The following is a 19,925-nucleotide window of genomic DNA, read 5'->3' as shown; positions in this document are numbered from 1 at the left end:
TGGTAGGCAGGGATAGACCGATCCACATCCCTCAAGATCAACCGCTTTCCCTTTCGGAGGATCAATGCGGATTCTGCCGGTCCTAGGCACATTCTCGCTGTCCGCGGCGCTGCTCGTCGCGCCGTCACCGGCCCTCGCCGGCGGTTCGGCCCCCGCCCTCGGCCCCACGGCCACCGGGTACGGCGGCGCCGTGTCGACGGTCGACCCGACCGCGACCGCCGTCGGCCTCGACGTTCTGCGCCGCGGCGGCAACGCGGTCGACGCGGCGGTCGCGGCGGCGGCCACCCTCGGCGTCACCGAGCCGTTCTCGGCCGGCATCGGCGGCGGCGGCTTCTTCGTCTACTACGACGCCCGCAAACGCAGCGTCCAGACCATCGACGGCCGCGAGACCGGCCCGGCCACGATGAGGGAGACCCACTTCATCGACCCGGCCGACGGTCAGCCGTACGACTTCGCCGAGGCCCGCGTCTCCGGTCTGTCGGTCGGCGCGCCCGGCACCCTGGCCACCTGGGAGTCGGCCACCCGCAAGTGGGGCACCCGCTCGCTGGCCAGCCTGCTGCAGCCGGCCGCCCGGGTCGCCGACCGCGGCTTCCCGGTCGACGCCACCTTCCGCCAGCAGATCGCCGACAACGCCGCCGCCTTCGGCCAGTTCGACTCCACGTCGTCGCTGTATCTACCCGGCGGCGCCCCGCCGGCGGTCGGCTCCACCCAGCGCAACCCCGACCTGGCCGACACCTACCGCCTGATCGCCCGCCAGGGCACCGACGTCCTCTACCGGGGCGCCGTGGCCCGTGACATCGTGCGCACGGTGCAGGACCCGCCGGTCTCCGAGACCCCCGTCGGCACCTGGGCCTACCCCATCCGCCCGGGCACGCTGACCCTGTCCGACCTGGCCCGCTACCGGGTCAACCACCCGGCGCCGACCCGATCGGACTTCCGCAACCTCACCGTCTACGGCATGAGCACGCCGTCCAGCGGCGGCGTGGCCGTGAGCGAGGCCCTCAACATCCTCGAGACCGCCAAGCTGTCCAAGGCCGACGTGGCCAAGGCGCTGCACTACTACCTCGAGGCGTCGGCGCTGTCCTTCGCCGACCGCAACCGGTACGTCGGGGCGTACACGCCGCAGCCGGTCCTCAAGAGGCTCGTCTCGGACAGCTGGGCCCAGCAGCGCGCCTGCCAGATCAGCCCGACCGCGGCGCTGACCAAGCCCGTACCGCCCGGCGACCTCAACGCCACCGGCTGCACCCCGGCGGCCGTCGGCGGCCCCACCGAGCAGGGCCAGAGCACGACGAACCTCACGGTCGCCGACCGCTGGGGCAACATCGTCGAGTACACGTTCACGATCGAGCAGACCGGCGGCAACGCCATGGTCGTCCCCGGTCGCGGCTTCCTGCTCAACAACGAGCTGACCGACTTCAACTTCACGAACACCCAGGCGCCCGCGGCCGACCCCAACCTGCCCGGCCCCGGCAAGCGGCCGCGCAGCTCGATGTCGCCCACGATCGTCCTGCAGGACGGCAAGCCCTTCCTGGCGCTCGGCTCGCCCGGCGGCGCCACGATCATCACCACGGTCCTGCAGATCCTGCTCAACCGGGTCGTGCTGGGCCAGTCCCTGCCGGAGGCCATGGCCGCCCCGCGCGCGTCCCAGCGCAACACCGCGGGCATCCAGGCCGAGCCCGCCTTCCGGACGACCTACGGTCCGGCGCTGATCGCCCGGGGCCACAGCTTTGCGGCTGACGTCCCCGAGCTGGGCGCGGCCACCGCGATCGAGTTCACCCGCAACGGTGGCTTCATCGCCTCCGCGGAGCCCGTCCGCCGAGGTGGCGGAGCGGCCGGGGTCGTGCACCCGGCTCGCTGATCCTCTGACGACTGTGGGGCCCGGCCGCCGAGCGGCCGGGCCCCACAGTCGTTCCGATCCGGTCGATCCGCCGGCGAGCCAGGATGGTGCGGTGCCGACTTCGATCGTGATCGCCCAGGTCCCCGTCGTCTGGAACGTCGAGACCAATCTGACCACCGCGCGAGACGTCCTGCGCGAGTCGCGCCGGGACGATGATCCGCGCCGGCGTGCAACTGTGCCGCGAGATCCGATTCCCGGAACAGTGGCAGTACCTCGCGACGGCCGGAGCCCAGCTCTTCGTCTACCTCACCAACGCGGCCAACACCCGCGAAGTCCCCGGCGTCTGGCGCAGCCATCTGGTGAGCCGAGCCGCCGAGAACCAGCGCTTCCTGGCCTCGGCGAACATCGCCCACCCCGATCAGCACTGCCCCAGCCTGATGGTGTCACCGCGCGGCGAGGTGCTCGGTGAGCTTCCCATCGGGCATACCGACCTGCTCCGGCGGACCGTCGACCTGGAGCAGACGGGGGACTGGTACCTCCGCCAGCGCCGTCGGGATGTGCTCTCCGTGACCTATCACGGGTCTTGATCCTGGCGGTCAGCCTTCGTAGTGGCGGAGCCGGACGGGTTCGCCGTCCGGGCCGGTCCAGTCGGCGGTCGTGGTGTGGGTGTGGCGCCAGCCGGTGGCCTCGTAGAAGGCGATCGCGGCCGAGCGGTGCTCGTCGACGACTTCCAGGGTCAGACCGCAGCCGCGTTCGGCCGCCCAGGCGCGGACCTGGTCGACGAGGGCGCGACCGGTCGAGCCGGGGGAGCGGCGCGCTTCGGGGACGACGAAGAGGCGGCAGAGCTCGGCCGGGCGGCCCTCCCGGACGGCGACGTGCCCGACGATCCGGCCGGCTTCATCCTCGGCGACCCAGGCGGCGTCCGCCCGGGACAGCCAGGCTCGCGGGTCGCGGGGCCACTTCATCGGGTACCTGTCGGCGTGGTGCACGAGACGCAGGGCTTCGACGCAGCGGTCCAGGTCGTCGTCGCGCCGCCGGCGGAGGATCACGACAGTCGTTCGATGAACGGGGCCTTGCCGGCCCGGTAGCGGGGGCGGTCGTGGGCGTCGGCCGCCGCCAGGGTGTGCTTGAGGCGCGCGTACGCGGCGGCGTCGTCGGGATGAGTCCGCAAGTGATCGCGGAACGCCGGCAGGCGGGGCCAGCGGTCCGAGGCGTCCTCGAAGACGTGCAGGTGGTGACGCTGCTGCCCGAAGGCGTCGGGCCGGCGGGGATCGTACAAAAGGATCGTGATCGGGTCCTGTCTCGGCCGGTCAGTCATGGGCCGGCCGCCAGAACTGACGGGCGGCGAAACCGTCACGGCGCAGCCAGTGTTCGGTGTAGACGATGCGGTCGGGGTCGAGGACCACCAGGGTGTCCCGGGGCGGCTCGGTGACCGGGCGGCCCTGCTCGGCGTGTTCGTTCTCCCAGCGGAACGCCGCCCAGTAGCGCGGCCGGTCGGGATGGTCGGGTGGCAGCACCCGGGCCCGGCCGAAGAGCTGCGCGCCGCGACTGCTTGCCAGGCCGACGAGCGGCGCGAAGATCCCGACCGAGGCGCGCGGGTCGGCCCCGAGGTTACGAACCTTGGGAGACCGGGGCGAGGCGGTGAACATGACCGCGAACCCGAGTGAGTAGTAGCGCACCGGAGTGGCCAGCGGCCCGTCGTCGCCCGCGGTGGCCAGCACACACATGTTCTGCGACGAGAGCAGGTTGAGGATGCGCTCCTCGAGCCGTTCCCGGGGCAACCGGCCGGCGGGCATGGGCTCGGCGAGCCAGGGGTTCGTCATCAGCCGTGGCGGGTGGTGTCGACGACCAGGTCGGCGCGCTCGCGGGTGCCGTCGGCGGCGAAGAACGCCTCCTCCTCGACCATCCACGTGCGCCAGAGCTGTTCCTTCTCGTCGATCTGGTTGTCCCGGCGCAGGCCACGGGTCAGGCGCAGCGGCGCCGGCGCCTCGACCCAGATGGCGTACGCGAGCCGGCCCACGGTTTCGCGCCGGGTGCAGGTGACGCCCTCGACGATCACCGTGGGCGCCCAGGGCTGGGTCTTCCACCCGCCGAGCGTGCTGCCGTGCCAGTCGGTCCAGTCCCTGGCCTGATAGACGGCGTCCTCCCCGCGCAACAGCGGCGTGAGCACCTGCGCGTCGAACCGCGGCCACCATCCGGCGAAGTTGTCCCACGACACGAAGTCGTCGATCTCGATGATCGGCGCCCGAAGCCCGTCGGCGAGCTCACGGGCGAGGTGGCTCTTCCCCGAGCCGCTGGGACCGTCCACGCCGACGATCCGGATGCCGTTGACCGGTTCGCGCGCGATGATCCGATCCACGACGTCGAGGGCCATCCGCGAAGCCTAACGTGCCGGCCGGGCAAGCCCCCGGGCTCACTGAGCGGGTCCTCACAGCCACGAGCACGGATCGCCGGCGGTGATCCGGCCCGGCTGCTCGACGGTGGCGAAGACCCCGAAGGTCAGGGCGTGATGCGCGGCGAGGGTCTTGAGGAGATCGTCCCGCTCGCCGATCCGGTCCTGCGCCATATCGATCATCGCGCACCGGGTGAGCGGACGAACAACTCGCAGCACGACATGCGGGCCGATCTTCAGTCGGCGACCGGACCAGTCGTCTTCCGCGAAACCGTCACCGGGAACGTCCATCAGCAGGTTCGCCCGGAACCGCAACGGGTCGATGTCGGCGCCGCCTGGTTCGCCGGCGCTCAGCTCGGTCAGGTGGCGCAACGAGGCCGTGGTGATGAGGCTGACCGGCCCCTCGTCATGATGCGGGACCGCTCCTTCCCGGGTGAGCGTCACCGGACGGGCGAGAAACTGCCCCACCGCGCGATGTCCCTCGGGATCGTCGGCAGCGAAGCGACGGTGGTCGGGCAACTCGATGACCGGAGCCGGCTCGGCCCCGGATGCCCGAAGATCGAACAGGCCCGGCATCCGCCGGAAGCGCCGGGTGTTCTTGCCGCTGCCGAACTTGCCGTCCGGGTCGCGCACCGCCCACAGTCTGTCGCCGGCCAGCCCTCGCTCACCGACGTCAGCGACCGGAACCACCTCGCCGAGCATCGACTTGACCGGGTAACGGCGGATCTCGACGACCTTCACCGCCCGACAGTAGAAGATCGCGACTCACCAGCCGTGCCAGACGGCTCGTCGCCGCCGTCCGACCTGGATCCGCGACCGGTGTTCGGCCCTGCGCAAGATCATCGGCAAGGCGGTCCGGGCCCGCGAGGCTCGCGCGGAAGCGATCGCGGCTGCGGGCCTCCGGCGGCTTGGGAATGTCGTACCCGTCGATTAGAATGTATGTACGAAAAGGGCCCGTGAGCTGCTGATCTTCGGCGTCTTTCCGACGTCCGTGGGTCGGTTGCGGGCCAGTTAGGAGATCGACGTGACCGCGCCCGTTCGGACTGTCCCCTCGACCCATCCCGTGCCCGTCATCCCGCCCTACGCGACCATGCTCGGCTTCACGCGTTACGTGACCCGCACCGGCCCGGCGAAGGCCACGTTCGTCGGCGGGTTGCGCCGGGCGCGTGAGCGGCGGTCCGGTTTCAACCCGCACGGCCAGCTCGTCAAGGCGCTCAAGGCCGACATCGCGTTCCGCACCGGCGGCAGCTATCTGTCCGGCGTGGTCGACCTCGTCAAGGAGAGGTGGAAGCCGCTCTACGAGTCGGTCAGCGCCGGCGCCAAGACCTACCTGGCGTCCCTCGGCGACCCCGAGCAGGTGGGGCTGGCGCAGACCCGCGACGCGCTGGCCTCGGTGGGGCCGCTGGTCGTCAAGGTCAACCCCCACTTCGGACTGCGGTACGAGGACGGTCGCCGCGAGGCCGTGCGGCTGCACTTCGACGAGTTGCCGCCCACGCCCGAGGCCGTCACCGCGACGCTGCACCTGATGGCCCGTCACATGGACCAGATCCTGCCCAACGCCGAGCCGGTCCTGGTCGACCTCCGCCGCGGTGCGGTCCACCGCCTCGACCCGGCGGCCAAGCCCGGCGACATCGAGACCTGGCTGGCCGGCGAGGCAGCCGCCTTCACCGCGATGTGGAGCACCCCCGCCGCCTGACCCCGACCCGCGAGCCGCCCCTGCCCTCCGGCAATGGCGGCTCGCGACGGCCCGTGACCGCCTCGGCCTCGCCGACGGCGGCGCGCAACGGCCTGTGACCGCCCCGGCCTCGCCGACGGCGGCACGCGACGGCCCGTGACCGCCCCGGCCTCCGCCGCCAACGACGGCCGGGGCGGTCGCGTGGCTGCCGGCGGGAGTGTCCATCTGTCGGAAATGGGCGAACTGCCGACGTCGCGGTGCCGGGACAATGGCGCGGTGACCTCACCTCATGCGGTACGACCAGTGGACCGGGAACTCGACGCCGACGTGCGCCCGCCCGGGTCCAAGAGCATCACCAACCGCGCGCTGATCTGCGCCGCCCTCGCGCCCGGCGTCTCCACACTGACCGGGGCGCTGTTCGCCGACGACACCCGCGCCATGATGAGCGCGGTGGCCGCACTGGGCGCGGCCGTCGACGCCGATCCGAGCCGGCAGACCGTCGTCGTCCGCGGTGGCGGCGCACCCGAGCCGGGCGCCGTCATCGACGCGCGGCAGTCGGGCACCACCTCGCGTTTCGTGCTGCCGGCGGCTGCGCTGTTCGGCACCCGTACGGTCGTGGACGGCACGCCGCAGCTGCGCGCCCGCCCGTTCGGGCCGGTGTTCGACGCTCTGCGACAGGCCGGGGCCAAGGTGGAGGAGCTCGGCGAGCCCGGTTTCCTGCCGGCGGCGGTCGGCGGTCCCATGCACGGCGGCGCGGTGCACGTCAGCGGGCACGTCTCCAGCCAGTTCCTCTCCGGTCTGCTGATGGCCGGGCCGCTCCTGCGGGACGGGCTCGACGTGTCGCTCACCTCCGAGCTCGTGTCGGTGCCCTACGTGGAGATGACCAAGGCCGTGATGGCGGCCTTCGGCGTGCCGGTGGACGGTCTCCGGGTGCGGCCGGGCGCCTACGAGGCCCGCGCCTACGACATCGAGCCCGACGCCAGCGCCGCGTCGTACCTTTTGGGCGCGGCGGCGGTCGCGGGCGGGCGGGTCACCGTACGCGGGCTCGGGTCCGCGAGTCTGCAGGGCGACGTCCGGTTCGCCGACGTGCTCGAGCGGATGGGCGCCTCGGTGACGCGGACGGCCGACACGCTGACCGTGGCCTCGACGGGCACCCTGCGCGGCGTCGACGTCGACATGGCCGACATCTCCGACACGGCCCAGACGCTGGCGGCGGTGGCGGTCTTCGCGGACTCGCCGACCCGGGTACGGGGCATCGGCTTCATCCGGGGCAAGGAGACCGACCGGATCGCGGCGGTGGTCACCGAGCTGCGCCGGGCCGGGATCGACGCCGTCGAGGACGAGGACGGCTTCACGATCAACCCGGGGGAGCCCCGGCCGACCGCCTTCCACACGTACGAGGACCACCGGATGGCGATGAGCCTGGCGCTGCTGGGTCTGCGGGTGCCCGGCATCGAGATCCTCGATCCGGGCTGCGTGGCCAAGACCTATCCCGATTTCTTCGCGGACCTCGAGGCGCTCGCCCGCTGAAAGTGCAACCCGGGGGTTGCGCATCTCCTAGAATGTGCAACTCTGGGGTTGCACATTCTTCGGAGCGGAGGGAAGCGACATGGGCAACGACCGGATCGAGCGGGACACGTTCGTTCAGGCGCCGGTGGAACGGGTCTGGGCCGTGATCACCGAGCCCGAGCACGTCGGGGTGTGGTTCGGGGAGGGCGAGCCGGCTCAGATCGACCTGCGGCCGGGCGGCATCATGCGGCTCGACCACGGGCAGTACGGCGTCTTCCCGACCTTGATCGTCGCCGTGGAGCCGCCGCGCTACCTGGCCTACCGCTGGGCCAGTGCCTTTCCGGACGAGGTCGCGCGGGAGGGCAACTCGACGCTGGTCGAGTTCTTCCTGGAGCCCGAGGCCGGGGGCACGCGGCTGCGCGTCGTCGAGACCGGCTTCGCGGCGCTGACCATCCCGGCCGAACGCGTCGCGACGGCCGGCTACGACAGCCACGACGAGGGCTGGCGCAGCATCGTCGAGATCCTCAAGGAGTACGCCGAGAAGTGATCGCCGAACTGGAGGTCTTCGCCGCCCTGGCCGACCCGACCCGCTGGGGACTGCTCGACCAGCTGGCCGACCGGCGCGAGGCGACCGCGACGGTGCTCGCCACCGGCCTGCCGGTCACCCGGCAGGCCGTGGTGAAACACCTGGCCGTCCTCGAACGGGCAGGGCTGGTGACCGCCCGGCGCGAGGGTCGCGAGATGCGCTACGCCGTACGGGCCGAGCGCCTGAACGAAACGGCCCGCTGGATGGCCGCCGCCGCCCGCCGCTGGGACGACCGCCTGGCCACGATCAAGCACCTGGCCGAAAGCGCCCCCACAACCGACAACCAACCACCCGCCCCATGACCGCCCCCGGCCGAGCCGGCCCCGGCCGGTCCTGATCACGAGTTCGCGACGGCGGGGCTGTGGACAGGGCGCGACTGTGGATAACTGCGGACTGGCCGGAAGGGCCCCCGGGACTCACCGGAACGGTGGGAAATCCGGGTTTCGGGGCGGGGAATGCCTTAGGAGCAGAACGGTTGCGACGATCCTCTCGATGTACACGGCAGGTCCGACGCGTCGGGGGGCGTTCGTCATGAAGGTGCTGGTCAGGAATCTGGCGTTGGTGGGGGTCGCGGCAGGGGCGATGCTGCACCCGGTGGCCGCGCACGCCGGCGGCGCGGGAACGACGGCCGGCGCCGGAACGACGGCCGGTGCGGGAACGGCGGCAGGCGGCGGGCGGGGGGCCGGTGCGGCTTCCGTCGCGGTTGCTCCGAGCCTGCCCAGCCTGGTGGCCTATGTGCGCAACGGGGACATCTTCGTGAGCAAGGGCGCCGCGGAGAAGCGGCTCACCAGTGGTGGCACCCATGCGCGACCGCGGTGGTCGCCGGACGGCAAGTCGATCGCCTATCTCCGGAGCGGGCTGCTCTGGGTGATGCGGGCCGACGGCAGCGGGCAGCGCAAGCTTTCGTCGCGCGCGGCGAGCGGGCCGTCGTGGTCGCCGGACGGGAAGTCCCTCGCGTTCGCCTCGCTGTCTTGTTCGGGCGGGCCGGGGGTCTACAGGATCGCCGCAGCCGGTGGGCCGGCCGAGGTGCTGTTCCCGCGGGACTGCCGCGGGGAGGATCTGCCGGCCGAGCCGACGCCGGTCACCGCCCGTACGGGGTCTTTGAGCGAGCGCCTCAGCACGGACGACGCGGTCGCCTGGTCGCCCGACGGGGCCAAGGTGGCGTTCCGGGGCGGCGCCTGCGAGTCGGTCTACGACGCGTGCCTCAGTGTGGGGACGGTCGCGAGCGGCGGGGAGCAGACGGTCGCCGCCTACGGTGGGGGGAGCCTGCAGAACCGAGGCTTCGCCGTCGTGCCGAGCTGGCGGGCCGACGGGGCCAAGCTGGCCTGGACCGCGTACGAGAAGGGCGAGACGAAGGCGGCCGACCGGCCCGTGCACCTGGTCGAGTACGACACGAGGACCCGCGCGAAGCGGACCGTCGGGGGAGCGCTCGACCGCGAGCTCGCCTACCTCGACGCCGGCCGCGGCGTGGCCACCGGCCAGTACGGCAAGGGTTCGTGGGTGATGGTGGTCGGCCTGGCCACCGGCGCCCGCACCCCGTTCCACGAGGGGTCGCAGCCCAGCGTGCAACCGGTGCGCTGACCTGCCCCCCGGGCCGCCGGGACCGCCGTGACCCAAGCCGCCGTCGAGGCTAAGCAAGACCGCTGGGGTTGCCGATAGGGGTGTTGACCGGGGGCAGCGGGGTTGTCGCCGGCCGGCTTTCGATGGAGGAACCCGATGACCGTTTCCGGCCTGGGCACCGCTCGCACGCCCCTCTCGCCGTTCACGCCGGTGCACCGGGCCTCGCGTCCGGAGGCACCGGCCGACCGGACCGAGGACCACCTGACCGGCCGCGACCGGGAGCTGATCTTCCAGGTCACGGGGGTGCGTGACCCGGCGAAGCAGGGGGCCACCGCCTTCGCGGCGATCCTGGCCACCGAGCGCGCCGCGGGGCGGCTGGCTCCGGGGCAGGAGGCCGGCGCGCTGTACCTCAAGGACCTCAACCGGCGTTACGAGCGCACGGGTGGACCCAACCCGGTCGCCGCCGTCCTGCCCAAGGCCCTGGCGTACCTCTCCGAGAACCAGGGCGGCGCGAGCCGGATCGACGTCTCGGCGTAGAAAGACAGGCGTGACCCACCCGCCGATCCGCACCTTCCATCCGCGCCGGGGCCGGATGAGCACCCGCCACGCCGACGCCCACGCCGCCCTGTGGCCGAGCCACGGCCTGACCGTCCTCGACGGCGACCGCACCCCCCTCGACCTCGACGAGCTGTTCCGCGAGAGCAACGACGCCCGCGGAGGCGCCAACGCCGGCGAGAGCAACGACGCCCGCGGAAGCGCCAACGGCCGCGGCGGGGCGCCGAAGGTGCTCGAGATCGGCTTCGGCATGGGGGACACCCTGGCCGCGATGGCCGCCGCCGACCCGGCGCGGGACTATCTCGGCATCGAGGTGCACACGCCCGGCATCGGCAACCTGCTCGCCGAGATCCAGGATCACCGCCTGTCCAACGTACGGGTGGCCCTCGGCGACGCCATGCAGCTGGTGCACCGCCTGGCGCCCGGCAGCCTGGACGCCGTCCACATCTTCTTCCCCGACCCGTGGCCCAAGGCCCGCCACCACAAGCGCCGGCTCGTCCAGCCGGCCAACATCGCCCTGCTGCGGGACCGGCTGCGCCCGGGCGGCCTTCTGCACTGCGCGACCGACTGGCCCGGGTACGCCGAGGCGATGGCGGCCACGCTCGACGCCGACCCGGGACTCGAGTTCGTCGACCGGGAGCGCGCGGGGCGGCCCGAGACCAAGTTCGAGCGGCGCGGCGTCGGGGCGGGCCGGCCGATCACCGACCTGCGCTACCGGCGTCGTACCGCAAACGGGTCTTGATCACAAGGGGGGCCTTATAGGCTGATGGCGTGGAAGTCGCCGGGTTGTCGTCGCGGACCGGGCGCCTCGACGAGGGTCTCCTGCTGGAGGTCGCCGAGCTGCACCCGGCCTCGCTGGACGGCGGGGGCGGCGACGAGCTCGCCGGCCTGCTCGCCCGCGCCGCGAACGCCCCGGTCGGCCTCATCCACCTCGTCCACGAGCGCGCCCTGCGGCGTTACGGCGGTTACGGCCTGACCGACGAGATGCGTCGCGAGGCCCCGCTCGAGGGCACGCTGGCGGCGGTCGTCGTCGAGACCGGCGCCCCGCTGGTGATCGACGACCTGTCGGCCGACGAGCGGGCCCCGGCCGGTCGCACCGGCGCCTACCTCGGCCATCCCATGCGTGACCGGAACGGCTCGGTGCTGGCCGTCTGCTGCGCCGCCGACGTCCGGCCGCGGGTCTGGTCGGCTGACGAGCGGGCGTCGGTCGCCGAGGCCGCGGTGGTCGGCGCTCTGCTGATCACCGAACAGCTCTCCCGGTACGAGATCGACCGCCAGCGCCGTTTCCTCGACGCGGTGCTCGACAGCCTGCACGACGGCGTCACCGCCTGCGACGAGCAGGGCCGCGTCGTCTTCGTGAACGAGCGGATGCGCCGCATCTGGGCCGACCTCGGCTCGTCCGGCGAGGACCTCGGCCTGCTCAGCGCCCTGCGGGGCGAGCATCTGCACGACAGCGACGTGGTGCTTCAGGGGCACAACCGGCGCGCCCGGCACTACCTGGTCGACGCCCACCCGATCGCCGGGCCGGGCGGGCAGACGGTCGGCGCGGTGCAGGCCGTGCAGGACGTCACCCGGCGCAAGCGCGCGGAGCGGTTCCGCACCTGTGAGCTGGCGGTCACCACGGCGCTGGCCGACGCGCCGAGCATCGAGGCGGCCGGCCCGCGGGTGCTCGAGGCCGTGGTCAGCACGCTGGAGTGGGTGCACGCCGAGCTCTGGCTGGTCGACAAGGCGGCCGGGGTGGTGCGGCCGGCGGCCCGGTGGAGCGCGCCCGGGTGGCAGCTCGACATCGAGGTGCCGACCCACCTGGCGTTCGGGGTGGGGCTGGCCGGGCGGGCGTGGCAGGCGGGCAAGCCGTTGTGGATCCGGGACGTGGGCCGGCCGCAGAGCCTGATCTCGCCCGAGACCGCCGCGTCGGGCGAGCTGCACTCGGCGCTCGCGGTGCCCGTACGGGAGGGGTTCGAGACTCTCGGGGTGCTGACGGTGTTCGCCGACACGGTCGAGGACCCCGAGGACGAGTTGCTCGCGCTGATGTCCGGGATAGCCGCGCACATCGGCCAGTTCGTCGAGAAGAGCCTGGTCGAGGATCTGCAACGGCAGCTGATCCGCAGCAAGAACGAGTATCTGGCGCTGGTCGGGCACGAGCTGCGTACGCCGCTGACGTCGATCAGCGCCTACACCGAGCTGCTGCGCGAGGCCGACGAGGTGAGCCTGATCCAGGAGGGGCCGCGGCTCATCGAGGTGATCGAGCGCAACACCAACCAGCTGCGCGACATCATCAACGAGCTGATGGAGCTGTCCGCGCTCGACACCGGGCACGCCGACGTCCAGCTCATGCCCATGGACCTGGCCGAGGTGGTGCGCGACTCGGTGACCAAGGCGCGGGCCGCGGTGGCCGGGGCGCCGCTGGTCATCGAGGACGACCTGCCCGAGCGGCTGGTGCTGCCCGGGGACCGCAAACGGCTGCGCCAGGTGGTGGACAACCTGCTCGGCAACGCGGTCAAGTACAGCCCGGACGGCGGGCACATCGGCATCACGCTCAAGGCGTCGGGCCGGGCGGCCGAGCTGGCCGTGTCCGACACCGGGCTGGGCGTCTCGGCCGACGAGCGCGAGAAGCTGTTCACCGGTCTGTACCGCACGAGCCGGGCCCGCGACTCGGCGATCCCCGGCACCGGGCTGGGCATGACGCTGAGCCGCGCGGTGGTCAGCCGGCACCACGGCAGCATCGAGCTGGTCGACCAGGAGGGCGGCACGACCGTGCTCGTGCGGCTGCCCCTGGACGCTCGATGACGGGTCGTTGACAACCTGTTGACAGTGGTGACTCTGGTCACGCGCTGACCGCCGGACGAGGATGGCGGAATGACCCGGTGGACACCTGACCCGACGTTCTATCCCTCCCCCCGTGACGCGGCGAGCGCCCCGGCCGAGAAGCTGGCCTATGTGGCCGCGTTCGACCGGGCCGCCGAGCAACCCGACGCCATCGCCGTCGTCGACACCGATCCCGGCTCGGAGACCTACGGCCGGGTCGTCGGCTGGACCGATCTGCCGCACACCGGCGACGAGTTGCACCACTTCGGATGGAACGCATGCAGCAGCGCGCTCTGCCCGACCGCGCCGCACCCGCATGTCGAACGGCGCTACCTGATCGTGCCCGGCCTGCGGTCGTCCCGCATCTACGTGATCGACACGAAGGACGACCCCCGGGCGCCGCGCGTCGTCAAGGAGATCCCGGCCCAGGACCTGGCGGCGGCCGGCTACTCGCGACCGCACACGATCCACTGCGGACCGGACGGCATCTATGTGTCCGCGTTGGGCAACGGCACCGACGGCGGCGGTCCGGGCGGCATCGCCGTGCTCGACCACACCACCTTCGAGGTACGCGGCCAGTGGGAGGCCGACCGCGGCGATCAGCACCTCGCGTACGACTTCTGGTGGCACCTGACCCGCGACGTGCTCGTCACCTCCGAGTGGGGCACCCCCGACATGATCGAGGACGGGATCGTGCCGGAGCTGTTGCTGGGCCGCAAGTACGGCCACCGGCTGCACTTCTGGGACCTGGCCAAGCGGACGCTGGTGCAGTCGGTCGACCTCGGTGACCAGTACCAGATGACGCTGGAGCTGAGGCCGGCCCACGAGCCGACCAAGGAGTACGGCTTCGTCGGCGTGGTCGTCAGCGTCGAGGACCTGTCGGCGTCCGTCTGGGTGTGGCACCGTGACGGCGGCGAGTTCCAGGTCACCAAGGTGATCGACATCCCGGCCGAGCCCGCGGCGGCCGAGGACCTGCCGCCCGCGCTGCAGCCCTTCGGGGCCGTGCCGCCGCTGGTCACCGACATCGACCTCTCGGTGGACGACAAGTTCCTGTACGTGTCGTGCTGGGGGACCGGCGAGCTCAAGCAGTACGACGTGAGCGACCCGTTCCACCCCGTCGAGGTGGGTTCGGTGCGGCTCGGCGGGGTCGTCGGGCGGGTCGCGCACCCGTCGTTCCCCGACGAGCGGCTCGCGGGCGGCCCGCAGATGGTCGAGGTGTCGCGCGACGGCAAGCGCGTCTACGTCACCAACTCGCTGTACGGCTCGTGGGACGACCAGTTCTACCCGGACGGCGTCGGCGCCTGGCTCGCCAAGATCGACGTGGCCGGCGGCGGGGGCCTGACCGTCGACCCGGCGTTCTTCCCGCACGGCGACGACTTCCGCGGACGCCGCGTGCACCAGACCCGGCTGCAGGGCGGCGACGCGAGCTCCGACTCGTACTGCTTCCCCTCCGCGTGAGCTGGGGACAGATCGCGGCCCTGGCCGGGCTCGGCGCGTTCCACGGGCTGAACCCGGCGATGGGCTGGCTGTTCTCGGTCGCCCGGGGCATGCAGGAGCGGTCCCGCGGCGTCCTGCTCAGGTCGTTGCCACCGATCGCGCTGGGCCACCTGGCCTCGGTGGCGATCGTCGCCTCGGTGGTCTCGGCGACCGAGTCGGTGGTGGCCGGCAACGTCGTCGGGATCGTGGGCGGGATCGTGCTGGTGGCGTTCGGCCTGTGGCGGCTGCTCTCCGAGCGGCACTTCCGCTGGGCCGGCATGCGCCTGTCGACCTCACAACTGGCCGGCTGGTCGTTCCTGATGTCCTCGGCGCACGGGGCCGGGCTGATGCTGCTGCCCGTGCTGGCGGTGGGCGCGGCCGGCGGCCACGCCGACCATGCGATGCCGGGTACGCGCCTCGACGGCACCCCGGTCGCAGCTCTCGAGGGGCTGGCCGCGGCCGGGGTGCACACGCTGGCCATGTTCGCCGTCATGGCGGCCCTGGCGATCGCCGTCTACCAGTTCGTGGGCGTCGCCATCCTGCGCCGGGCCTGGTTCAACATGGACCGGCTGTGGGCCGGCGTGATGGTCGGCACGGGCGCGCTGACGATCGCGCTGACTGCGAGCTAGCTGGTGCTTCGATAAATGTCGGGTAACGGCCACGGCTTCGAGGCATCCGGTTCCGTTCTCCGGGTATAGCCACCACTCGTCCTGCGCGCAGAGTTAGGACCGACGCCCATGCAGCCTCAGCCGCCGCGCCGCTCCACGCACGCCACCAACAGCCCGCTCAACCGGCTCGTCTACGACCGGTGGGGCGAGTTCGGGCGCCCGGTGCTGCTGCTGCACGGCCTGCTCTTCGACCGCGCCATGTGGTGGCCGGTCGCGGCCGAGCTGGCCGGTGACTGCACGGTGATCGCGCCCGACCTGCCCGGGCACGGTCAGAGCCCGTCACGGGCCGACTACAGCCTCGAGCGGATCGCCGAGGACCTCGCCGGGCTCGTGCTCGGTCTGCAGATGCACCGGGCGCCGATCGTCGTCGGTCACGGGACATCGGCCTGGCTGGCCCTGGCGTTCGCCGACGCGTACGCCACCCAGTGCGTGCTCACGCTCGACGAGCCGGCCGGCTGCCTGCCCGGCACGGTCGACGACCTCGTGGCGGCGGCCGGGCTGGCCGCGGTGCCCGAGCACTACCGGCCGTTCGCCGAGCCCCGGCGCGATCCCGCGCTCCTGGCTGCGTACGCGGGCTGGTCCCAGCCACCCACCCGCCGGCTCGCCGTCGCCGGCGCCCGCCCGGGAGCCCCCGGACCCGCGCCGGAAAGGACTTTCGGCCACCTCACCGATCCGGAAGGCTTCGCCGCCCGCCTGCGCGCGCTGCTGTGAACGGTCGGGCAGACTGGGCCGATGGCCCTGATCCACGTTGACTTCTACGCCGAATCGCTCGACCTCGCGACGTCGATGACCGTCCTGCTGCCGGAGGAGGGGCCGACGCCCCCGCCGGTGCTCTATCTGCTGCACGGCCTCACCGACGACCACACCGCCTGGACCAGGTACACCTCGATCGAGCGGTACGCCGCGGACCACCGGCTGGCCGTCGTCATGCCGCAGGTGCACCGCAGTTTCTACGCCGACGAGGCGCACGGGCTCAAGTTCTGGACGTTCCTGTCCGACGAGCTGCCGCGCGTGGTCGAGCGGTTCTTCAAGGTGTCGGACAGGCGCGAGGAAACGTTCGTCGCCGGTCTGTCCATGGGCGGCTACGGCGCCTTCAAGTGGGCGCTGCGTCAGCCCGAGCGGTTCGCCGCGGCCGCCAGCCTCTCGGGCGCCCTCGACGTGGCCCGGCTGCAGGCCGATGACGACCGCCCGCACATCCGCGAGGTGATGGACCGGGTCTTCGCCGGCCGCGACACCGCCGGCACCGGCGACGATCTCTTCCACCTGCTCGAGGGGGCCGACAAGGCCGCCCTGCCGCGCCTGATGCTGCGCTGCGGCACCGGCGACTATCTGTTCGAGCAGAACGAGCGTTTCGCGCACGCGTGCGCCCGGGCCGGCCTCCCGCTGGACAGCGAGTTCGAGCCGGGCGGCCACGAGTGGTCGTTCTGGGACAGGCACATCCCGCGGGTGCTGGACTTCCTGATGAAGGGCTAGCTCTCGTTGTCGCGGCCCTGCTGCTCGGCCAGGAAGCGCTCGAGCTCGGCGCCCAGCTCCTCGGCCGTGGGCAGCGGGCGGTCGCCGTCGGCGAGCAGGTTGCCCTCGCGGCCGCGCAGGAACGCGTCGTACTGGGCCTCGAGCGAGGTGACCAGGCGACCGGCCTGCTCGTCGTCGGCGACCTGCTTGTCGACGTCCTCACGGACGATCTTGGCCGCCTCGCGCAACTCGCCGGTGGGCAGGGCCAGGCCGGTGGTCGACGACACCGAGTCGAGCAGCAGCTCGGACGCGGCCGGGTAGGTCGTCTGGGCCAGATAGTGCGGCACGTGCGCGGCGAAGCCCATGGCGTCGTGGCCGCTCTCACCCAGGCGGAACTCGAGCAGGTTGCCGACGCTGGCCGGCACCTGCACCTTCTGCAGCCAGGGCTCGCGGTCGCCGAGCAGCGACTTGTCGGTGGCGTGCGCGGTGACGCTGACCGGGCGGGTGTGCGGCACGGCCATCGGGATCGCGTTGAGCCCCACGGTCAGGCGCACCCCGAACTGCTCGACCAGGCCGGTCACGGCCGCGATGAAACGCTCCCACTGCAGGTCGGGCTCGGGCCCGGCGAGCAGCAGGAACTCGGTGCCGAGCTGGTCGCGCACGAGGTGCAGGGCGAGGCTGGGCTCCTCGTAGCTGACCCAGTGATCCTCGTCGAAGATCATCGGAGGGCGCCGGGAGCGGTAGTCGAGGAGCTGGTCGAGGTCGAAGGTGGCGACGACCTGGCTGTCGAGGCGCTCCAGCAGGTTCTCGCGCGCGAGCTGGATGGCGCTGCCCGCGTCGACGAAGCCGGTGAGGGCCTGGATCAGCACCGGCTGGGACAGCTCGGGCAGGTCGTCGACCAGCTCGTAGAGCTCGTTCGGATCGAGCACGTCGAGGCCTCCAGTGTCGGCGGTGGGGGGTAAACCCTGCGAACAACCCGGTCCGGCGATTAATTCCGGACCACGGACGATCTTGCCAACTCGCTCTCGGCGAGGCGCGAGCGCACCTCGGCCGGCGGCAGCGGGCGGGAGAAGTGGTACCCCTGGGCGAAACGGTAGCCCAGCTCGTGAAGCAGGTCGGCCTGGGCCGCGGTCTCCACACCCTCGGCGACGGCCCACAGGTGCAGGCCCTCGGTGATCTGAATCATGGCACTGGCGATGACCGCCTCCTCGGAACGGCCACCGATGTCGGCCACGAAGGACTTGTCGACCTTCAGGGTGTCGGCCGGGACCGTCCGGAGCAGGCCGAGCGACGAATGCCCGGTGCCGAAGTCGTCCAGCGCCACCCGGACGCCCAGGGCCGAGATGGCGACCAGCGTGTCCAGCGCCACACCGCCGTCGAACACCGCGGTCTCGGTGACCTCGACGACGAGCCGGTCCGGACGTACGCCGACGTCCTCCAGCGCGTCGCGCACCTCGTCGGCGAAGCCGGGCTCCCGCAGCTGGCGGGCCGAGACGTTGACTCCCAGGTGGCGGGGAGACCCCTCGCCGAACTCGGTGTCCCAGGCGGCCAGCTGCTCCAGTGCGGTGCGCAGGATCCAGGAGCCGAGCGGCACGATGAGGCCGGTGCGTTCGGCGATCGGGATGAAGGTGTCGGGCCCGATCGGGCCACGCTCGGGATGCGGCCAGCGCACCAGCGTCTCCAGGCCGGTCCACCGGCCGTCGGGCAGCGCGACGATCGGCTGGTAGACCAGGGTGAACTCGCCGGCGTCGAGCGCCCGGCGCAGGTCGGCGCCGAGCTGCTGATCGGCCTCGTGGGTGCGTTCGAGCGCGGCGTCGTAGACGGCGAACCGCCCCTTGCCGCGATCCTTGGCCGAGTACATCGCGACATCGGCGCGGCGCTGCACCTCGGCGGCGGTGGCCCCGGGCCAGGCCTCGGCCACGCCGATGCTGGCCCGGGCCAGCAACTCGTGCCCGCCGGCGGGCAACGGCCGGCTCATCGTCTCGTCCAGACGGCTCAGCAGGGCGAGCGCCTCGGCGCTGGTCAGTCCGGGCAGCAGCAGCCCGAACTCGTCGCCGCCGAGGCGGGCGGCGAGGTCGCCCTCGCGCAGCGACCCCCGCAGGCGCTCGGCGATCGCGACCAGGAAGGCGTCACCGACCGCGTGCCCCAACCGGTCGTTGATCGCCTTGAAGTCGTCCAGGTCGACCAGGGCCACGCACAGCGGGGCGCCGGCGGCCAGCAGCTTCTGGGCGGACTCCTCGAACAGGTAGCGGTTGGCCAGTCCGGTGAGCACGTCGTGGGTGGCGCGGTGGGTGAGCTCGTCCTGATAGCGGTTGAGCTGGGTGAGCTGCTGGTCGACGCGGTTCAGCAGGCGCCCGTTGTCGCGCAGGGCGCCGAACTGCCGCACGGCGACCAGCGCGGTGAGCAGTGAGGCGGCCGTGGCCACGACGAGCACGACGCGCCCGGAGTCACTGCTGACCCAGAGCAGCAGGCCGTCGGTGGCGGCCACGGCGGCGTACGGCACCACGCTGAACAGCCGCCGCCGGGACGGGCCGGGCCGCACGCCGGCGGCCCGCCGCTGCCGGTCGGCGCCCAGCACGACGCAGAGCATGGTCGCCGGGACGAACATCTGGGAGCCGCTGAGGCCGACCGGCGCCTGGACGACGAGCGGGAACAGGCCGCCGCCGACGGTGCCCACGATGGCCGCCGCGGCGAACCAGCGCAGGGTGCCGTGTTCGAGCCCGCCCATGCCGGTCATGGCGACCTTCACCATGGCCAGGGCCACGATCAGCCCGAGGACGGCGAGCATCAGCATCGGCACGGTGGTGCGCTGGGCGTCGCCGCCGTCGATCGCCCGTACCGTGAAGTACCAGGCGAAGATGCTGACGGTGACCCCGATGGTGAGCGCGTCGAGCATGAAGCGGGTCGTGGTGCTGCGGTTCCCGCCCAGCGGCAGCCGCAGCAGCGCCCACACGACGATGCCGACGGCGAGCACGTAGCAGATGGTCGTGGGCAGGTCGTGCTGTTGCTGCGTGACCCGTTCCGGGTCGATCAGGGACTGCCGGGCGTCGCCGGCGTTGCCCAGCGCGACCAGCGCGGCGCACCAGCTGATCGAGCGCCAGAGCCGGGCGGCGACCCGGTCGAGGCCGGGCGTGCCGGCGGTCTGCCAGCATGCGACGGCCGTCACACCGGTCAGGGCGATACCCGGCACCCAGCCCCAGACCGGGCTGAACCGAGGCTCGGACGCGTTGACGGCGTACAGCACCATGGCAGTGACCTGCAAAAACGCGCCGAGGGCGAGCAGGGGCGTCAGGTGCAGCCGAGCCACCGGGCGATCGTTCGTCACGCTCTGAGATATCGGCCGGACAGGTCTCTGGTTGAACACAACGATCACGAACGCTCGCGTGCACGTGCATGTGCACGGCACAATG

General features: G+C 72.3%; 21 protein-coding genes. 14 read left to right on the top strand and 7 right to left on the bottom strand.

The features are described 5' to 3' along the window. Positions 1 to 64 precede the first annotated feature (64 nt). Positions 65 to 1,858, top strand: coding sequence for a gamma-glutamyltransferase (gene ggt, locus HJC40_RS32380; RefSeq protein WP_250006995.1), 1,794 nt, complete (start codon positions 65 to 67; stop codon positions 1,856 to 1,858). Between the two features lie 191 nt (positions 1,859 to 2,049). Beyond that, a complete protein-coding gene (locus HJC40_RS32375) occupies positions 2,050 to 2,424 on the top strand; it encodes a carbon-nitrogen hydrolase family protein (RefSeq protein WP_250006993.1) in 375 nt (124 codons plus the stop codon). A gap of 9 nt (positions 2,425 to 2,433) precedes the next feature. Here the strand turns inward: HJC40_RS32375 and HJC40_RS32370 are convergent, their stop codons facing one another. From HJC40_RS32370 to HJC40_RS32350, 5 genes are read right to left on the bottom strand one after another with little or no spacing between them, the layout of a single operon-like run. Further along, entirely contained in the window at positions 2,434 to 2,886 is a 453-nt protein-coding gene (locus HJC40_RS32370; RefSeq protein ID WP_374273252.1) for a GNAT family N-acetyltransferase, read from the bottom strand. Then, positions 2,883 to 3,155, bottom strand: a complete 273-nt coding sequence (locus HJC40_RS32365) for a GrpB family protein (RefSeq protein ID WP_250006991.1) — start codon at positions 3,153 to 3,155, stop codon at positions 2,883 to 2,885. The genes HJC40_RS32370 and HJC40_RS32365 overlap by 4 nt, the downstream gene beginning before the upstream one ends. Beyond that, positions 3,148 to 3,660 (bottom strand): pyridoxamine 5'-phosphate oxidase family protein, encoded by a 513-nt coding sequence (locus HJC40_RS32360; RefSeq protein WP_250006989.1) that lies wholly within the window; start codon positions 3,658 to 3,660, stop codon positions 3,148 to 3,150. Before HJC40_RS32360 ends, HJC40_RS32365 begins: the two co-directional genes overlap by 8 nt. Then, positions 3,660 to 4,211: a uridine kinase gene (locus HJC40_RS32355; protein ID WP_250006987.1), complete on the bottom strand. Its 552-nt coding sequence runs from the start codon at positions 4,209 to 4,211 to the stop codon at positions 3,660 to 3,662. Before HJC40_RS32355 ends, HJC40_RS32360 begins: the two co-directional genes overlap by 1 nt. 54 nt (positions 4,212 to 4,265) lie before the next feature. After that, positions 4,266 to 4,970: an MOSC domain-containing protein gene (locus tag HJC40_RS32350; RefSeq protein ID WP_250006985.1), complete on the bottom strand. Its 705-nt coding sequence runs from the start codon at positions 4,968 to 4,970 to the stop codon at positions 4,266 to 4,268. Positions 4,971 to 5,319: 349 nt separating this feature from the next. On the opposite strand from HJC40_RS32350, the gene HJC40_RS32345 reads away from it, so the two are divergent. The 12 genes from HJC40_RS32345 to HJC40_RS32290 all read left to right on the top strand — a co-directional run bounded on the left by HJC40_RS32345 (position 5,320) and on the right by HJC40_RS32290 (position 16,536). Then, the gene (locus HJC40_RS32345; protein ID WP_250007274.1) at positions 5,320 to 5,925 is read left to right on the top strand and encodes a hypothetical protein; all 606 of its coding nucleotides are present in this window, start codon (positions 5,320 to 5,322) and stop codon (positions 5,923 to 5,925) included. A gap of 255 nt (positions 5,926 to 6,180) precedes the next feature. After that, positions 6,181 to 7,434: a 3-phosphoshikimate 1-carboxyvinyltransferase gene (gene aroA, locus HJC40_RS32340; RefSeq protein ID WP_250006983.1), complete on the top strand. Its 1,254-nt coding sequence runs from the start codon at positions 6,181 to 6,183 to the stop codon at positions 7,432 to 7,434. A 79-nt stretch (positions 7,435 to 7,513) separates the two neighbouring features. Then, positions 7,514 to 7,960 carry an SRPBCC family protein gene (locus HJC40_RS32335; RefSeq protein ID WP_250006981.1) on the top strand — a complete coding sequence of 149 codons (447 nt, stop codon included), beginning with the start codon at positions 7,514 to 7,516 and terminating at the stop codon, positions 7,958 to 7,960. After that, positions 7,957 to 8,301, top strand: a complete 345-nt coding sequence (locus HJC40_RS32330; protein ID WP_250006979.1) for a metalloregulator ArsR/SmtB family transcription factor — start codon at positions 7,957 to 7,959, stop codon at positions 8,299 to 8,301. The genes HJC40_RS32335 and HJC40_RS32330 overlap by 4 nt, the downstream gene beginning before the upstream one ends. A gap of 229 nt (positions 8,302 to 8,530) precedes the next feature. Further along, positions 8,531 to 9,580, top strand: a complete 1,050-nt coding sequence (locus tag HJC40_RS32325; RefSeq protein WP_250006978.1) for a hypothetical protein — start codon at positions 8,531 to 8,533, stop codon at positions 9,578 to 9,580. 135 nt (positions 9,581 to 9,715) lie between these two features. Further along, positions 9,716 to 10,096: a hypothetical protein gene (locus HJC40_RS32320; RefSeq protein WP_250006977.1), complete on the top strand. Its 381-nt coding sequence runs from the start codon at positions 9,716 to 9,718 to the stop codon at positions 10,094 to 10,096. Positions 10,097 to 10,151: 55 nt separating this feature from the next. Next, positions 10,152 to 10,856, top strand: coding sequence for a tRNA (guanosine(46)-N7)-methyltransferase TrmB (gene trmB, locus HJC40_RS32315; protein ID WP_250007272.1), 705 nt, complete (start codon positions 10,152 to 10,154; stop codon positions 10,854 to 10,856). Between the two features lie 29 nt (positions 10,857 to 10,885). Then, on the top strand, positions 10,886 to 12,901 hold the full coding sequence (locus tag HJC40_RS32310; protein WP_250006976.1) for an ATP-binding protein: 2,016 nt from the start codon (positions 10,886 to 10,888) through the stop codon (positions 12,899 to 12,901). 69 nt (positions 12,902 to 12,970) lie between these two features. After that, the gene (locus HJC40_RS32305; RefSeq protein ID WP_250006975.1) at positions 12,971 to 14,377 is read left to right on the top strand and encodes a selenium-binding family protein; all 1,407 of its coding nucleotides are present in this window, start codon (positions 12,971 to 12,973) and stop codon (positions 14,375 to 14,377) included. Next, the gene (locus HJC40_RS32300; protein ID WP_250006974.1) at positions 14,374 to 15,024 is read left to right on the top strand and encodes a hypothetical protein; all 651 of its coding nucleotides are present in this window, start codon (positions 14,374 to 14,376) and stop codon (positions 15,022 to 15,024) included. The genes HJC40_RS32305 and HJC40_RS32300 overlap by 4 nt, the downstream gene beginning before the upstream one ends. 108 nt (positions 15,025 to 15,132) lie before the next feature. Further along, the gene (locus HJC40_RS32295; RefSeq protein ID WP_250006973.1) at positions 15,133 to 15,774 is read left to right on the top strand and encodes an alpha/beta fold hydrolase; all 642 of its coding nucleotides are present in this window, start codon (positions 15,133 to 15,135) and stop codon (positions 15,772 to 15,774) included. Between the two features lie 21 nt (positions 15,775 to 15,795). Further along, positions 15,796 to 16,536: an alpha/beta hydrolase family protein gene (locus HJC40_RS32290; protein ID WP_250006972.1), complete on the top strand. Its 741-nt coding sequence runs from the start codon at positions 15,796 to 15,798 to the stop codon at positions 16,534 to 16,536. Here HJC40_RS32290 and HJC40_RS32285 read toward each other — a convergent pair. After that, positions 16,533 to 17,444: a PAC2 family protein gene (locus tag HJC40_RS32285; protein WP_250006971.1), complete on the bottom strand. Its 912-nt coding sequence runs from the start codon at positions 17,442 to 17,444 to the stop codon at positions 16,533 to 16,535. The genes HJC40_RS32290 and HJC40_RS32285 overlap by 4 nt on opposite strands. A gap of 59 nt (positions 17,445 to 17,503) precedes the next feature. Next, positions 17,504 to 19,822, bottom strand: a complete 2,319-nt coding sequence (locus HJC40_RS32280) for a bifunctional diguanylate cyclase/phosphodiesterase (protein ID WP_250006969.1) — start codon at positions 19,820 to 19,822, stop codon at positions 17,504 to 17,506. Between the last annotated feature and the right edge of the window lie 103 nt (positions 19,823 to 19,925).

This window comes from Actinoplanes sp. M2I2, from assembly GCF_023544445.1.
GTDB lineage: Bacteria > Actinomycetota > Actinomycetes > Mycobacteriales > Micromonosporaceae > Actinoplanes.
This window is presented reverse-complemented; position numbering and strand designations above follow the sequence as displayed.

Coding starts and splice junctions, on each gene's coding strand:
- HJC40_RS32375 (WP_250006993.1), top strand. CDS start 2,050: ATGATCCGCGCCGGCGTGCAACTGTGCCGCGAGATCCGATTCCCGGAA.
- HJC40_RS32360 (WP_250006989.1), bottom strand. CDS start 3,660: ATGACGAACCCCTGGCTCGCCGAGCCCATGCCCGCCGGCCGGTTGCCC.
- HJC40_RS32355 (WP_250006987.1), bottom strand. CDS start 4,211: ATGGCCCTCGACGTCGTGGATCGGATCATCGCGCGCGAACCGGTCAAC.
- ggt (WP_250006995.1), top strand. CDS start 65: ATGCGGATTCTGCCGGTCCTAGGCACATTCTCGCTGTCCGCGGCGCTG.
- HJC40_RS32325 (WP_250006978.1), top strand. CDS start 8,531: ATGAAGGTGCTGGTCAGGAATCTGGCGTTGGTGGGGGTCGCGGCAGGG.
- trmB (WP_250007272.1), top strand. CDS start 10,152: ATGAGCACCCGCCACGCCGACGCCCACGCCGCCCTGTGGCCGAGCCAC.
- HJC40_RS32295 (WP_250006973.1), top strand. CDS start 15,133: ATGCAGCCTCAGCCGCCGCGCCGCTCCACGCACGCCACCAACAGCCCG.
- HJC40_RS32290 (WP_250006972.1), top strand. CDS start 15,796: ATGGCCCTGATCCACGTTGACTTCTACGCCGAATCGCTCGACCTCGCG.
- HJC40_RS32335 (WP_250006981.1), top strand. CDS start 7,514: ATGGGCAACGACCGGATCGAGCGGGACACGTTCGTTCAGGCGCCGGTG.
- HJC40_RS32365 (WP_250006991.1), bottom strand. CDS start 3,155: ATGACTGACCGGCCGAGACAGGACCCGATCACGATCCTTTTGTACGAT.
- HJC40_RS32345 (WP_250007274.1), top strand. CDS start 5,320: ATGCTCGGCTTCACGCGTTACGTGACCCGCACCGGCCCGGCGAAGGCC.
- HJC40_RS32320 (WP_250006977.1), top strand. CDS start 9,716: ATGACCGTTTCCGGCCTGGGCACCGCTCGCACGCCCCTCTCGCCGTTC.
- HJC40_RS32305 (WP_250006975.1), top strand. CDS start 12,971: ATGACCCGGTGGACACCTGACCCGACGTTCTATCCCTCCCCCCGTGAC.